This is a genomic window from Streptomyces sp. M41 (assembly GCF_043673425.1).
GTDB lineage: Bacteria > Actinomycetota > Actinomycetes > Streptomycetales > Streptomycetaceae > Streptomyces.
The window spans coordinates 167,601-181,060 of record NZ_JBIMKE010000015.1 but is presented as its reverse complement, the minus strand read 5'-3'; the positions used below and the strand labels follow the sequence as shown (position 1 = coordinate 181,060).

General features: G+C 72.8%; 11 protein-coding genes. 8 read left to right on the top strand and 3 right to left on the bottom strand.

Annotated elements, in window-relative coordinates:
* The 4 genes from ACHBTE_RS20300 to ACHBTE_RS20285 form a co-directional block, all read left to right on the top strand.
* The coding region (locus ACHBTE_RS20300) for a cbb3-type cytochrome c oxidase subunit I (protein ID WP_394725384.1) at window positions 1-412 on the top strand (412 nt) is incomplete at its 5' end.
* 5 nt (window positions 413-417) lie between these two features.
* A complete protein-coding gene (locus ACHBTE_RS20295; protein ID WP_394725383.1) occupies window positions 418-762 on the top strand; it encodes a hypothetical protein in 345 nt (114 codons plus the stop codon).
* Between the two features lie 94 nt (window positions 763-856).
* Window positions 857-2,068 (top strand): ABC transporter substrate-binding protein, encoded by a 1,212-nt coding sequence (locus tag ACHBTE_RS20290; RefSeq protein WP_394725382.1) that lies wholly within the window; start codon window positions 857-859, stop codon window positions 2,066-2,068.
* Between the two features lie 132 nt (window positions 2,069-2,200).
* Complete coding sequence (locus ACHBTE_RS20285) at window positions 2,201-3,412, top strand: glycosyltransferase (protein WP_394725394.1); 1,212 nt, start codon at window positions 2,201-2,203, stop codon at window positions 3,410-3,412.
* Between the two features lie 114 nt (window positions 3,413-3,526).
* Here the strand turns inward: ACHBTE_RS20285 and ACHBTE_RS20280 are convergent, their stop codons facing one another.
* Together ACHBTE_RS20280 and ACHBTE_RS20275 are read right to left on the bottom strand one after the other, a co-directional pair.
* Window positions 3,527-4,174, bottom strand: coding sequence for a TetR/AcrR family transcriptional regulator (locus ACHBTE_RS20280; protein ID WP_394725381.1), 648 nt, complete (start codon window positions 4,172-4,174; stop codon window positions 3,527-3,529).
* A 142-nt stretch (window positions 4,175-4,316) separates the two neighbouring features.
* A complete protein-coding gene (locus ACHBTE_RS20275; RefSeq protein ID WP_394725380.1) occupies window positions 4,317-6,359 on the bottom strand; it encodes a GTP-binding protein in 2,043 nt (680 codons plus the stop codon).
* A gap of 300 nt (window positions 6,360-6,659) precedes the next feature.
* Here ACHBTE_RS20275 and ACHBTE_RS20270 point away from each other — a divergent pair, with 300 nt between their 5' ends.
* Window positions 6,660-8,771 (top strand): SpoIIE family protein phosphatase, encoded by a 2,112-nt coding sequence (locus tag ACHBTE_RS20270; RefSeq protein WP_394725379.1) that lies wholly within the window; start codon window positions 6,660-6,662, stop codon window positions 8,769-8,771.
* Window positions 8,772-8,915: 144 nt separating this feature from the next.
* On the top strand, window positions 8,916-10,019 hold the full coding sequence (locus ACHBTE_RS20265) for an XdhC family protein (protein ID WP_394725378.1): 1,104 nt from the start codon (window positions 8,916-8,918) through the stop codon (window positions 10,017-10,019).
* Between the two features lie 52 nt (window positions 10,020-10,071).
* Here the strand turns inward: ACHBTE_RS20265 and ACHBTE_RS20260 are convergent, their stop codons facing one another.
* Window positions 10,072-10,572: a metallophosphoesterase family protein gene (locus ACHBTE_RS20260; protein WP_394725377.1), complete on the bottom strand. Its 501-nt coding sequence runs from the start codon at window positions 10,570-10,572 to the stop codon at window positions 10,072-10,074.
* A gap of 157 nt (window positions 10,573-10,729) precedes the next feature.
* On the opposite strand from ACHBTE_RS20260, the gene ACHBTE_RS20255 reads away from it, so the two are divergent.
* Both ACHBTE_RS20255 and rfbC read left to right on the top strand, forming a co-directional pair.
* Complete coding sequence (locus tag ACHBTE_RS20255) at window positions 10,730-12,706, top strand: glycosyltransferase family 2 protein (protein ID WP_394725376.1); 1,977 nt, start codon at window positions 10,730-10,732, stop codon at window positions 12,704-12,706.
* A gap of 4 nt (window positions 12,707-12,710) precedes the next feature.
* Window positions 12,711-13,322, top strand: coding sequence for a dTDP-4-dehydrorhamnose 3,5-epimerase (rfbC, locus tag ACHBTE_RS20250; RefSeq protein WP_394725375.1), 612 nt, complete (start codon window positions 12,711-12,713; stop codon window positions 13,320-13,322).
* Window positions 13,323-13,460 lie beyond the last annotated feature (138 nt).

The following is a 13,460-nucleotide window of genomic DNA, read 5'->3' as shown; positions in this document are numbered from 1 at the left end:
ACGCCTGGGCAAGATGACCTTCTGGACGCTGTTCATCGGCTTCCACGGCACCTTCCTCGTCCAGCACTGGCTGGGCGTGAACGGGATGCAGCGCCGGATCCCCGACTATCTGGCGGTGGAAGGGCTGACGCTGCTCAACTCGCTGTCGACCGTGTTCTCCTTCGTGCTGGGCGCGTCGCTGCTGCCGTTCTTCTACAACATCTGGAAGACCGCGAGATACGGCGAGAAGGTCGAGGCCGACGACCCGTGGGGTTATGGCCGTTCGCTGGAGTGGGCCACCTCCTGCCCGCCGCCGCGCCACAACTTCGTGGCGCTTCCCCGCATCCGCAGCGAATCCCCGGCGTTCGACCTCCACCACCCCCGCCTCGCGGCCGAAGGCCCTTCGCCCGAACGGGAGTTGACCACCCGATGAGTGCCATGGACACGCGCACGCTGATCAACGACATCGAGGGCCATCTGCTGCTCGCCGCCGCCCGCGACGAGGGACGGGCGGCGGCCGACCGTGTCACGGCCCCGCTCGACTGGCTGACATCCGGTCAGCGCGAGGAACTCCAGCGTCGTTTCGAAGCGGAGTACCTCGCTCTCGCCCGTGCCTCCTGGCAGCGCACCGCGGTGCGTGCCGGGACCCTCCGGCAGGAGTACGAGGAGACCTACCGCGCTCTGCGGCGCCGCGTCCTGGCGGGCTGCCTGCTGGCGTGGGCCGTACTGGCGGCGGTGGGAACCGTGGTGCTGGGCCTGCTCGGCGGCTCGGCGATCACATAATCGGTTGCCGTTCGGCGAGGACGGCGGGTGCAATGACGGGCAGCCCGCGTCCGGGTGGACTGCGAGCGCAAGGCCCCTGGGGAGACGCCATCCGATGAACACGCCGCCCTCGCCGTCCGCAGCGGACCACACGGACCTGAGCCCGGACCGACACACCGACCACCCCGAGCGACACACGGACGCGGACTTCCATCCGGACGCGGACCGGCGCACGGCCGCGGACCGGCGCACGGGCCGGCCGGCCGTCCGGCTTGGCGCGCTCGTGCCGTTGACGCCGCCCGGCTGGGTCGAGGCGGGCCGCCATCTGCTCGCGGGACTCGACCTGGCCGTGCGTGAGGTCAACGACGCCGGCGGGATCGACGGGCGGCCACTGGAGCTGCTGGTCCGGGACACCGCGGCCGATCCGGAACGGGCCGCGGCGGCCATGGACGAGTTCGCCGGTCTGGACGTGACCGCCGTGGTCGGCGAGTACCACAGCGTGGTCGCCCGTGCCGCCGCCGCACGCGCCGACGCCCTCGGCGTGCCGTTCCTCTGCTCGTCCGCGGTGCTCGACGCCCTCACCGAGGAGCCGACGCGATGGGTCGCGCGCCTGGCCCCCGCCCAGTCCCGGGGCTGGCGGATCTACGCGGACTTCCTCCTCGGCGCGGGCCGGAGCCGGATCGCGGTGGCGACCCAGCCCAGCGTCTACTGGGCGTCCGGGACCCACATCCTGCGGGAGTACCTCACGACCCGCGGCGGCACCGTCGTAGAACTCGACGCGAACGCGCTCACCCCCGAGGCCCTGTGCGACGCACTCGTCGAGCAGGACGTGACGGCGCTCCTGCTGCTGGTCGGCCAGCCCGAGCCGGCCATGCCGTTCGTCAGGGCCGTCCGGGGCGATGGGCGGCTCGCGCGGCTGCTGATCGGCGCTCCGGCCGGCCAACCGGAGTTCGCCGCGTGGGCCGCGTCTCTGGGCGGCGACGGCGCAGGGATCCCGTTCCTGCGCTATCTGCCCCAGCGCCTCGGGCCGCTCGGCGAACGAGTCGGTGAGGAGCTGCGCAAGCGGCTGGGCGAGGCGCCGTCGTTCGTGGCCTTCGAGGGCTGGGACAGCATCGCCGTCCTCGCCGAGGTGCTGCGTGAGCACGGCACGGACCGGACGGCCGTCGCCGGTTCATGGCCACACGTGGCGGTCGAGGGCACCCGCGGGCCGATCCGGTTCTCCCGCATACCGGGCATCGGCGTGTGGCAATGGGCCTGGCCGCCGATCCAGGTCGTCGACCGGGAGCCGGCCGACTTCGATCACTTCCGGATCTTGCACCGCGGCTGAGCCCCGTCCCGCGACCGGTTCACCCGCTGCCGGGCCTCGACCGGGGACGGCGTACAGATCGGGTCACCCTTCGCCACGGTCCGCACACACGGCACTGCGCCCCGTCATACTGACGGGGTGCGCGTAGCGATCATGACGGCGGGCTCCCGGGGTGACGTGGCCCCCTACACCGGACTCGGACACGCCCTGGCCCGGTCCGGGCACGACGTCACCGTGGTCACACACGGCCGCTTCGAGGCGCTGGTGACCAGGGCAGGGGTACGGTTCCATCCGCTGCCGGTGGATCCGCGGGCGGAGCTGGAGTCGGCGCGCGGGCGGGACCTGCATCGCAGCGCCACCGGTGTGGGCAAGCTCGTGCGGGTGGTGGCGATGGCCCGGGCGCTGGCCGGACGGATGACGGACGACATGCTCGCCGCCGGTCGGACCAGTGACGTCCTGCTCCTGGCGGGCTCCACCGCGCCACTGGGCCATGCCATCGCCGAGGGCCTCGCGCTGCCGTGCCTCGACCTCCCCCTGCAACCCCTCGCGCCCACACGGGAGTTCGGGCCGCCGATGCTCGGGGGCCGTTCCTGGGGTGGCCTCGGCAACCGGCTCGCCGGACACGGCGTGAACCTGGCCATCGAACGCGTCTTCTCAGCGGCCGTACCGGAGGCGCGGGCACGCCTCGGGCTGCCTCGCGGCAGCGCCGGCACCGTGCGAGAGGGCCGTGTGCTGCACGGTTTCAGCCCTCTGGTCGTGCCCCGGCCGCGCGACTGGCGGCCGGATCTGGAGGTCGCGGGTTACTGGTGGCCGTTCGACGGTGACGCCGAACTCCCCGCTGAGCTGCGGGACTTCCTGGACGCGGGTGCGCCGCCGGTCTTCGTGGGCCTGGGCAGCGCGACCGTGCCGGATCCGGCGCGGCTGAGCGCCGAGGTCGTGGGCGCACTGCGCCGGGCCGGGATGCGCGGGGTGATCCAGCGGGGCTGGGGCGGCCTGGAGGCGGACGGGGACGACGTATTGACCATCGGCGAGGTGGCGCACTCGGTGCTGTTCCCGAGGATGGCCGCCGTGGTCCATCACTGCGGCGCGGGTACGACGGCGGCAGGGCTGCGCGCCGGGGTGCCGGCGGTGCCCGTGCCGATCCAGTTCGACGAGGGCTTCTGGGGTGCCCGTCTGGTGGCGTTGGGCGTGGCGCCGCGGGCCCTGCCGTTGCGGAGGTTCTCGGCCGACGCGCTGGCCGCGGCTCTGCGTCAGGCGACCGGCGACCCGTCCTACGGCCGTCGGGCCCGGACTCTGGCCGACGCGCTGCGCGCCGAGGACGGCATCGCCCCCGTCGTCGACGCGGTGAACCGGCTCGGGAGCTGAGCCGCCGCGAGTCGCCTTCAGGGCCGGGTGCGGCGCGAAACCGGCCCGCCGCAAGGACACGCCCCGGTCCCGGCCGCCGTCTCCACTCCCGCCCACCCCTCGGCTACCCCCCGGCTACGCCCCAGTCGGCTGGAGAATGCCGAGCAGGATGCGGACGAGTTCGTCGACGACCTCGTCGAGCGTCGCTTCCACCCATCCCGCGCTCCAGTCGTGCAGCAGGCCGTTGACGCTGCCGATGAAGGCCGTGACGGCGAGGCGGTAGTCGCGGGGCGCCGCCTCCCCGCGGGCGACGGCCGCCGCCACCTCGGCGCAGACGAGTTCGACCCAGCGCGCGCGGCGGGCGAGGCGCTGCTCCTCCAGGCGGGGGCTGACGCCGATGACCTCGACGAAGGTGATGCGTATGCGGCGCGGATCGGCGGTGACGTTCGCGGCGTAGGAGCGGAAGATGAGGGTGGCGCGTTCGGCGAGCGGGACGTCGTCCGCGCCGGTGACCGCGGCCAGGACGGCCTCTTCCGCCCACGCGTTGACCTGGAGGTGGAGGGCGGCCAGGACGTCCTCCAGAGTGCGGAACTCCTCGTAGAACTGACGCGTCGAAAGGCCCGCGGCCTCGCTCAGCGCGGCGACGGTCGTGCCCCGGTAGCCCGGGCGGTCACCGAACAACTGGAGGGCCGCGTCCAGGAATCGGCGTCGCCGCTCGGCCTGCCGTTCCTCGGCGGACTTGCCGCCGTAGCGGCCGGTGGGCGCTTTGAGTCTGCCCGTCACACTGTCCTCCCACCGCCTTGCCGATCAGGCGGCCAATTTTGTCGTGTCCGCCGTCATGTGGAGAAGGGCGCCCCCTCCTTACTTTTTCAGTAAGTTGACTCTGCGCCGTACGACTGCCGACAGCGCTGACTCCGGGGTGAGTTCAGTCCCTGCCGCCTCGACCGCCCACCCTGCCGGTCAGGTTCAGCAGATACTCCTTCCGGTTCAGCGGGTTGAGGTCGGTGCGGCGGCGCTCCGGGGCCGTTCCGTGCGGGGCGGGCGCGTAGTGGTCGAAGGCGCTGTCCAGTTCGCCCTCGCCGCGGGTCAAGCCCGGCAGCTGCTGTTCGAGTTCGTGCACATGGGCGGCGGGCATCGACCCCTGGAGCACACAGGCGGCGCCCCGGGTCTCGGTGGTCTGCGGCACCGCGCGCAGCCTCGCCAGCACCGGCAGCAGCGCGGCCAGGGCGTCGGCCGGGGCTTCGAGGCGGAAGCGGTGCATCGGCTCGTGCACCTCGGTGCCCGCCCGGCGCAGGGCCTCGATCAGGACCAGCGGGGTCAGGCCCCGGAAGTCGTAGCCCGTGCTGGACATGCTCTTGTCGAAGCCCTGGTGAGCGTGGCTCTGCCGGGGCGAGTATCCGGAGTGGGTCATGGTGACCGTGCAGTCGGGGATCTGCCAGCCGTGCAGGCCCTGGCCGAGGGTCTCGCGCACGGTGTCCTCGACGGCCTTGAAGAAGGCGTACGGCATCGAGCCCAGCTCCACCTCCAGCCGGAAGTCCACGCCCGACCCCGTGGGCGCCGGGTCGACGCGCAGGCCGACCGTCGCGAGGAAGGGGTTGGCGCCCTTCTTGTTGAACTCGACCGCGGCCCCCGGGCCGACCGGCCGCTCGACGCACAGCGGTGTCGTCTCCCGGAAGGTGACGTCGAGTCCGGACTCCTCGGCGAGGGTGGCCTGGATGACCTCCTTCTGCACCTCGCCGTAGAGGGAGACGAAGGTCTCCTGCCGCACCTCGTCGTGGCGCAGGTCGATCAGCGGGTCCTGTTCGGCGAGCCGGGTGAGGGCGCGGTGCAGGGCCCGCCGGTCCGTGTCATCGGCCGGGACCACGACCGTCTCCAGGGTGGGCGGGGCGAAGAAGTGCCCGTATGTCTTGCGGGGTTCGCCGATGGCGTCGCCGATCCTGATGTCGGCCAGACCCCACAGTTTGGCGATCCGCCCGGCGGTGACGGCGTCGCCGCGAAGGTCCGTGCCCCGGTCGAAGACGCTGATCGCGGTGATCCGGCCCTCGGCCCGGGTGTCACCGCCCAGGTCGCCGAGGCTGCCCGGGGCTAGGGCGGCGCTCGAGGCGCCGGCCGTGCCGAAGTGGATCCGGTCGCGGGTGCGCAGGGTCCCGGAGAACATCCGGGCGTACGCGACCTTCTCCCCCGCCGATCCCCGCTCGACCTTGAAGACGGTGCCCGCGACGGGACCTTGCGGGTCGCCGCCGGCGGGGGGCAGCAGCTGCCTGATGCCCTCGACGAGTGCGTCGACGCCGGCGCCCGTGATGGCGGACCCGAAGTACACCGGGTGGACGAGGGACTGGCGGGTCTGGTCGGCGAGGGCGGCGCGCAGACGGCCGGGGGAGACCGTGTCCTCGACGTACGCCGACAGCAGCTCGTCGTCGTGGTCGGCGAGGACGTCCACGCCCGCGGGCTCGAGGCCGGGGACGAAGCGGGCCTCGCCGGTGCCGAGGCCCTCGGCCCTGCCCATCGGCACTACGGTCGCCGTCAGCCGCTCGGAGACGGCCTTGAGGACGGCGTCGTAGCGCGCCCCGCGCCGGTCGATCTTGTTGACGAAGACGAGGGTGGGGATGCGCAGCCGTCGCAGCGTGCGCATCAGGATCCTGGTCTGCGGCTGGACGCCCTCGACGGCCGAGACGACCAGGACGGCACCGTCGAGCACGCCGAGCACCCGCTCCACCTCGGCGATGAAGTCCGGGTGGCCCGGGGTGTCGATGAGGTTGACGGTCACGCCGTCGAGCGCGAACGAGACGACGGCGGACTTGATGGTGATGCCGCGCCGGCGCTCCAGCGCGAGGGAATCGGTCTGTGTGTTCCCGGCGTCGACGCTGCCGATCTCGTCGATCACGCCCGCGGTGTGCAGCAGGCGTTCGGTCAGACTGGTCTTACCCGCGTCGACATGGGCGAGGATTCCGAGGTTGAGCAAGTGCACGAAGCGTCATGTCCTTCGATGAGAGGGGTGTTCCTTCCTGGGTGGACATGAACGCAGTGCGCATCTCGGCTCCTTCGTACGTGGCTGTGGGGCCTGTGCAGTGCACCAGCTCCGGCCTCGCACAGGCAATGGATTAACGCTCAACCAACCTCCGCTCAATCGATCCGCTCAATCAATCGTCGGTCAAGCAGTCTCCGGTCAGCCGATCCGCTCAACCGGTCTTCTGGTCCCGTCTGATCCACATGCCGTCGCCGCGGTCCGGGCTTACCGTCTGCGTATGGGCGTTAGGTGTGGCGCCGAATGACCGCGCCCGGTGAGCAGCATGGTGTGGTCGATCCGCTCGGTGAGGCCTTGGCGGCGGCCGTGCGCCGTGCGGGTGCCCGGGGCGGCGGCGTCTACCTGGTGGATCCGGACGAATCGACAGTGCGGCTGATCGCGCTGTGCGGCATCCCGGTCGAGGCCTTCGCCCCCTGGTGGCGGGCGCCCTTCGCCGCCCACGGCCCGTCCCAGGACGCGATCCGGGACGAGCGGCTCATCTGGGTGAGTTCGCTGGAGGAACTGGCCCGCCGCTACCCGCGCGTCGCGGCGAGCATCCCGGACCAGATCGCCTTCGCGATCGTCCCGCTGAGCGAGTTGCGGCACTGCCGCGGGGCGCTGCTGCTGATCTGGGCCCCCGGCCGCTCCCCCCTGCTCAGCCGTCGTGAGCGCGAGGGCCTCGACTTCGGCGCCCGGGGCGTCGCCCACGCCCTGGACGCCGGCGGAGCCCCTCCGGTCATCCCGGACCGGCCGCGCTATGTCCATCCCGACCGGGCGGATCCGATGCCGCAGTCCGGGCTCGCGGCGTCCGACATGGTGGAACGCCTGCCCCTGGGCACCGTCGCCCTCGACCTGGCCGGGCGCATCACCTTCGTGAACCAGGCGGCTGCCGGTCTGCTGGGGAGGCCGGCGCAGCAGCTGCTCGGGACCCAGCCCTGGCAGTCGCTGCCCTGGCTCGACACCGTCACGTACATGGACGCGTACCGCACGGCCCTGACCAGCCGGGAGCCGCTGGGCCTGACCGTGCTGCGCCCACCGGACCGATGGCTCGACCTGCGCCTGCACACCGACGACAGCGGCACCAGCGTCCTCATCACACCCGGCGACTCGTCCAGGACCGCCGCCGCACAGCCGGCCGCCGGCGCCACCCCGCCGGAGAGCCGCATCCACCTGCTGATGACGCTCGCAGCCGCGCTCACCGAGACGATCGGGGTCCAGGACGTCGTGGATCTGGTCGCCGACCAGATCCTGCCCGTGTTCGGTGCCCACGGAATGATCATGTCCACCGCCGACGCGGGCCGGCTCCGGATCATCGGCTCTCGCGGCTACGCCCCCTCCGTCATCGAGCAGGTGGACGGCCTCACCCCGGACGCCGATCTGACCCCCGCGGGCCGCGCGCTGGCCACCGGCACCGCGCTCTTCTTCGCCGACCGCGCTGAACTGACCCGCCGCTACCCCAAGGCGCCCCAGCTCAGCGACAAGGAAGCCTGGGCTTTCCTCCCCCTGCTCACCTCCGGACGCCCCATCGGCGGCCTTCTCCTCGCCTACAACCACCCGCACCCGTTCACCGCCGCCGACCGCTCCATCCTCACGCCGCTCGCCGGTCTCATCGCCCAGGCCCTGGACCGGGCCCGTCTCTACGACGCCAAGCACAATCTCGCCCACGCCCTCCAGCAGACGCTCCTCCCGCACGCCCTGCCCACCGTGACCGGACTGGATGTCGCCGCCCGCTATCTGCCCGCCAGTCACGGCATGGACATCGGCGGCGACTTCTACGACCTCATCCGGCTCACCGACACCACCGCCGCAGCGGTCATCGGTGACGTGCAGGGCCACGACATGACGGCCGCCGCCCTCATGGGCCAGGTCCGGATGGCCGTCCACTCCCATGCCACCGCGGGCGCCACCCCCGACCAGGTGCTCATCCGCACCGACCGCGACCTCGCCGACCTCGGCGCCAGCCGTTTCGTGTCCTGTCTCTACGCCCACCTGGACCTCGCCCGCCACGAGGTCGTCCTCGCCAGTGCCGGACACCCGCCGCCGCTGGTACGCCATCCCGACAACCACGCCCATGCCGTGGACATCCGTCCCGGCCCCCCTCTCGGGCTCGGCACGGGGCAGCCTTCCTATCCGCTCACCTCGCTGCCCCTGGCACCTCAGACGCTCCTCGCCCTCTACACCGACGGCCTGGTGGAAGTGCCCGGCAACGACGTCACCCGGACCATCGCCGATCTCGCGCACCTGCTCGGCAAGTCCAGCGATCTTCCTCTGCATCAACTCGCGGACGTCCTGGTCCACCACACGCGGCGCACCGACCACCACACCGACGACATCGCCCTGCTGCTGCTCCAGCCCGACGGGCGCACCGAGCCGTGAGCGGGCGACGGCCGCGACCACAGCCACAGCCGGAGGCGCCGATCCCGACGCGCCCGTCACACCCCCGGCCACGCACTTCCCGGTTGCCGCACCGCATCGGTCCGATGGACCCTGCTGTCAGTCTCACCAGGAGGTATCCACGAGATGCGTGACATTCTGCCGGTGATCGGCGGCTGGTACGCGGCCCGGGCGCCGTTCGGACTCGCCACCGTCGTCGCCACCAGCCGCAGTGCCCCGCGCGACCCGGGTGCCGCGCTGGCGGTGGGGCCGGGCGACGAGGTCGTGGGCAGTGTGTCCGGCGGCTGTGTCGAAGGGGCCGTCTTCGAACTCGCGCGGGACGTGGTGGCGAGCGGTGCGGCGCGGCTGGAGACCTTCGGGTACAGCGACGAGGACGCGTTCGCGGTGGGACTCACCTGCGGCGGGGAGATCACCGTGCTGGTGCGGCCCGTGACGGCCGAGAGCGAGCCGTCGTTCGGGGAGGTCGCGGAGTCGGTCGCGGGCGGCCGTCCGGTGACCGTGGCGACGGTGACCGACGGGCCCGCACCACGCGGGGCGACGCTGGCGGTGTGGCCGGACCGGGTCGCCGGCACGCTCGGTACATCCGGTCTGGACGCGGCGGTCACCGCCGACGCGCGCGGCGAACTCGCCCTCGGGGCCACGGGTCTTCGCCACTACGGAGCCCACGGCGAGCGCCGCGAGGACGCCGTCACCGTCTTCCTGCACTCCTTCGCACCTCCGCCCCGCATGCTGGTCTTCGGCGCGATCGACTACGCGGCGGCCGTCGCCCGCATCGGTGCCTTTCTCGGATACCGGGTCACGGTGTGCGACGCCCGCCCGGTCTTCGCCACCCCGAAGCGCTTCCCGGAGGGGGTGGAGGTGGTCGTGGACTGGCCGCACCGCTACCTCGGCGGCACCGGCACCGATGAGCGCACGGTGATCTGCGTCCTCACCCACGACCCCAAGTTCGACGTGCCCCTGCTGGAGGAGGCACTGCGCCGGCCCGCGGCGTACATCGGGGCGATGGGCAGCCGCCGCACCCATCACGACCGGATGCGGCGGCTGGCCGAATCCGGGCTGACGCGGCAGGAGTTGGCCCGGCTGCGCTCACCGGTCGGGCTGGACCTGGGCGCCCGCACGCCCGAAGAGGTCGCCGTGTCCGTGGCCGCCGAGATCGTCGCCCTGCGCTGGGGCGGCAGCGGCACCCCGCTGACACAGACCGCTGGCGCCATCCATCCACGGGAGGCGTGAGCGGGCCCGGATCAGGGGTGCGGGCGGGTGCGGCGCTGCACTGCGGCGCCCCTCAGCGCTGCGGCAACCGGTGCAGTTCCACGTCCGTGAGTCCGCCGTCGGTGACGGTGGCGGTCATGTAGGTGCAGTACGGCTGGCGGCGGCGGTCGGTCGGGGAGCCCGGGTTGAGCAGGCGCAGACCGGTGTGGGCGGTGGTGTCCCAGGGGATGTGGCTGTGGCCGAAGACCAGGACGTCGAGGTCGGGGAACCGGGCGGCGCAGCGCGCCTCACGGCCCTGGGCGGGGCCGGTCTCATGGACCACGCCGAAACGCAGGCCGTCGAGCTCGGCATACGCGGTCTCGGGGAGGCGGGCGCGCAGATCCGGTCCGTCGTTGTTGCCGTGCACGGCGACGAGCCGGGCGCAGCGGCTCTCCAGCAGATCGAGCGTGGCCATGTCGACCCAGTCCCCGGCGTGGAACACGACGTCCGCGCGCGGGAGTTCGGCGAGGAGCGGGGCGGGGAGCTCCTTGGCGCGTTTGGGCAGGTGGGTGTCGCTCGTGAGCAGCAGGCGCACACCGTCAGGCTACCCGGGTGCGGGCACTTCGGCAGGGCGCGGCCGATCACGATCGCTGTGGTTGATCGGTGGACAAACCCGGTGACGGGGTTAGGATTTGGCCACGAGCACCGTAATCTGCCGCAAACGCACAGCGACCTCAGGGAGTGCGGAGCCGATGCCGGTCAAGGTCAGCGTCGTCGTCCCCGTGTTCAACCCCGGGGCCTACATCGAGGACTGTGTCGCCTCGCTGCTGCGGCAGTCGCTGCCGCCCGACGCCTACGAAGTGATCTTCGTCGACGACGGTTCCACCGACGGCACACCCGCCCGGCTCGACGCGCTCGCCGCCGCGGAGCCCCGGGTGACCGTGCTCCACCAGCAGAACTCCGGCTGGTCGGGCAAGCCCCGCAACGTCGGCATCGCCGCCGCCCGCGGCGAATACGTGATGTTCGTCGACAACGACGACTACCTCGGCGACGAGGCCCTGGAGCGGATGTACGGCTACGGCGTGGCCAACGCCGCCGATGTCGTGGTCGGCAAGATGGCCGGCAAGGGGCGCGGGGTCCCGGTGGAGTTGTTCCGCCGCAACCACCCGCGCGCCACGGTCGAGAACGCTCCGCTGATCGACAGCCTCACCCCGCACAAGATGTTCCGCCGCGCCTTCCTGGACGACATCGGCCTGCGCTTTCCCGAGGGCAGACGGCGCCTGGAGGACCATGTGTTCGTCACGGAGGCGTATCTGCGGGCGGCCAACGTCTCGGTGCTCAGCGACTACGTCTGCTACTACCACGTCCGCAGGGACGACGCCTCCAACGCCGGCTTCCAGCGCTTCGATCCGGGCGGCTACTTCAAGAACCTCCGCGAGGCCCTGGACGTCGTCGAGCGGTACACCGAGCCGGGACCGGGACGCGATCGGCTCTTTCGGCGCTGGCTGCGGGTGGAGATGGTCGAACGGATGCGGGGGCGGCGGCTGCTCGCCATGCCGGCGGACTATCGCCGGGAGCTGTTCGAGGAGATCCATCAGGTTGTCGTCGAACGCTTCGGGCCCGGGGTCGCCGCCGGGCTCCAGCCGACGCAGCAGGTCGTGGCGGCGCTGATCGCGGCCGACCGCTACGACGACGTCGAGGCCTTCGCCGAGTGGGAGTCCGGCATCGCTCTGGCCGCGGTCCCCGAGCGGGTGGCCTGGGAGGACGGCATCCTGCGGGTCGCTTTCACCGCCGAGTACACCTCGGCCGGTGAGCCGATGACCTTCACCGCCGACCCGGCCCGCGAGCCGTCCGCCGACCCAACCCGCGCGTTGTCCGCGAGCCCGCCCGAGGAGCCGGCGGCGGCCATCGCATGGGTGGGCGCCGACACCCTCGCCCGGTTCGGCAAGGCGACCGTCGACCTGCTGCTGCGCGAGCGCTCCAGTGCCGCCCAGTACTTCCAGCCGGTGGAGTTCACCCGGGAGCAGAGGCCGGCCGGGGACGACGGGCACGACGGACGGTTCCGGCTGGTGCTGCGCGCGAGCGCCGCCGTGGACCCCGCGACCCTCACGCGGGAGGGCCTGTGGGACGCGTTCGTCCGCGTCAAGCTGGGCGGCTGGACCAAGGAGTGCCGCCTCGGCCCCGCCCCGCGCACCGAGCGCCCCGCCCCGCCCGCCGGAGTGGCCGGCGGCCACGTGGTCCTGCCGTACTGGACGGCACCTCACGCGCATCTCGCCCTGGACGTCGACCGCGCGACCCACCGCATCGGTCTGAGCGCCCTCACCCCGGACGCGGTCACGGTGGCGGGCGACCGGCTGCGCGCCCCGCTCCCCCTGCACGCCCCCGACGACGGCACCCCGGTGGCGCTCCGCCTCACCTCGTCCGACGTCGCCCTGGACGTGTCCGCCACGCTGTCCCCGCACGGGTCCGGGGCGCTGCTCCAGGCCGTCCTGCCGCTGGGCGAGCTGCGGGGGGCGACGTGGCGGGTCGCGCTGGGCACGCCGGGCCGGTCCCGCTTCCTCACGCTGCCGTTCGCGCTGCGCGCCGGGACGGGCGCGGTGCGGGTGGTGCGGCCTCCCGGTTCCGGTGCGCTACGACGGTCGGTCCGCGGGGCCCGGCGCCGGCTCGGCACACTGCTGGGACGGACCGCGGCCCGGCTCCAGCACCGGCGCCCGGCCCGGAGGAGGTGACCGGATGCGGTCCCTCGCGATCGAGGGCGCCTGGGTTCTGGAGCCCAAGGTGTTCCGGGACGACCGGGGCAGTTTCCACGAGTGGTACCGGGGCGCCGAGTTCCGCGAGGCCACGGGCTACGACCTGGCCCTGGCACAGGCCAACTGCTCGGTCTCCCGGCGGGGCGTGCTGCGCGGTGTGCACTTCTGCGACGTGCCGCCCGGCCAGGCCAAGCACGTGACCTGTGTACGCGGCGCCGTCCTCGACGTGACGGTCGATCTCCGCGTCGGCTCCCCCACCTTCGGGCACTGGGAGGCCCTGCGCCTGGACGACATCACCCGGCACGCGGTGTTCCTCGCGGAAGGACTCGGCCACGCCTTCATGGCGCTCACCGACGACGCCACCGTGGTCTACCTGTGCTCCACCGGCTATGCCCCCCGGCGCGAGCACGGCGTCCACCCGCTCGACCCCGGGCTGGGCATCGCCTGGCCCGAGGGCATCGCGCCGGTCCTCTCCCCCAAGGACGCACAGGCGCCGTCCCTGGCCGAGGCCCGGGAGACGGGACTGCTGCCGTCGTACGCGAGCTGCACCGCCCACTACGACCGGCTGCGCACCGGGCGTCCGGAGCGGGGCTGACGTCCACGCGACGCGACGCTCACCGGGCCGGCGGCGGGCGCTGCGCGGGGTGGTACCGCAGTCGACCGCCCGTCCCTCCGCAGTCAACTGCCCGTCCCTCCGCCCTCGACCGCCCGTCCCTCGCGTCGAAGACGCCCG

Coding starts and splice junctions, on each gene's coding strand:
- rfbC (WP_394725375.1), top strand. CDS start 12,711: ATGCGGTCCCTCGCGATCGAGGGCGCCTGGGTTCTGGAGCCCAAGGTG.
- ACHBTE_RS20255 (WP_394725376.1), top strand. CDS start 10,730: ATGCCGGTCAAGGTCAGCGTCGTCGTCCCCGTGTTCAACCCCGGGGCC.
- ACHBTE_RS20290 (WP_394725382.1), top strand. CDS start 857: ATGAACACGCCGCCCTCGCCGTCCGCAGCGGACCACACGGACCTGAGC.
- ACHBTE_RS20295 (WP_394725383.1), top strand. CDS start 418: ATGGACACGCGCACGCTGATCAACGACATCGAGGGCCATCTGCTGCTC.
- ACHBTE_RS20270 (WP_394725379.1), top strand. CDS start 6,660: ATGACCGCGCCCGGTGAGCAGCATGGTGTGGTCGATCCGCTCGGTGAG.
- ACHBTE_RS20265 (WP_394725378.1), top strand. CDS start 8,916: ATGCGTGACATTCTGCCGGTGATCGGCGGCTGGTACGCGGCCCGGGCG.
- ACHBTE_RS20285 (WP_394725394.1), top strand. CDS start 2,201: ATGACGGCGGGCTCCCGGGGTGACGTGGCCCCCTACACCGGACTCGGA.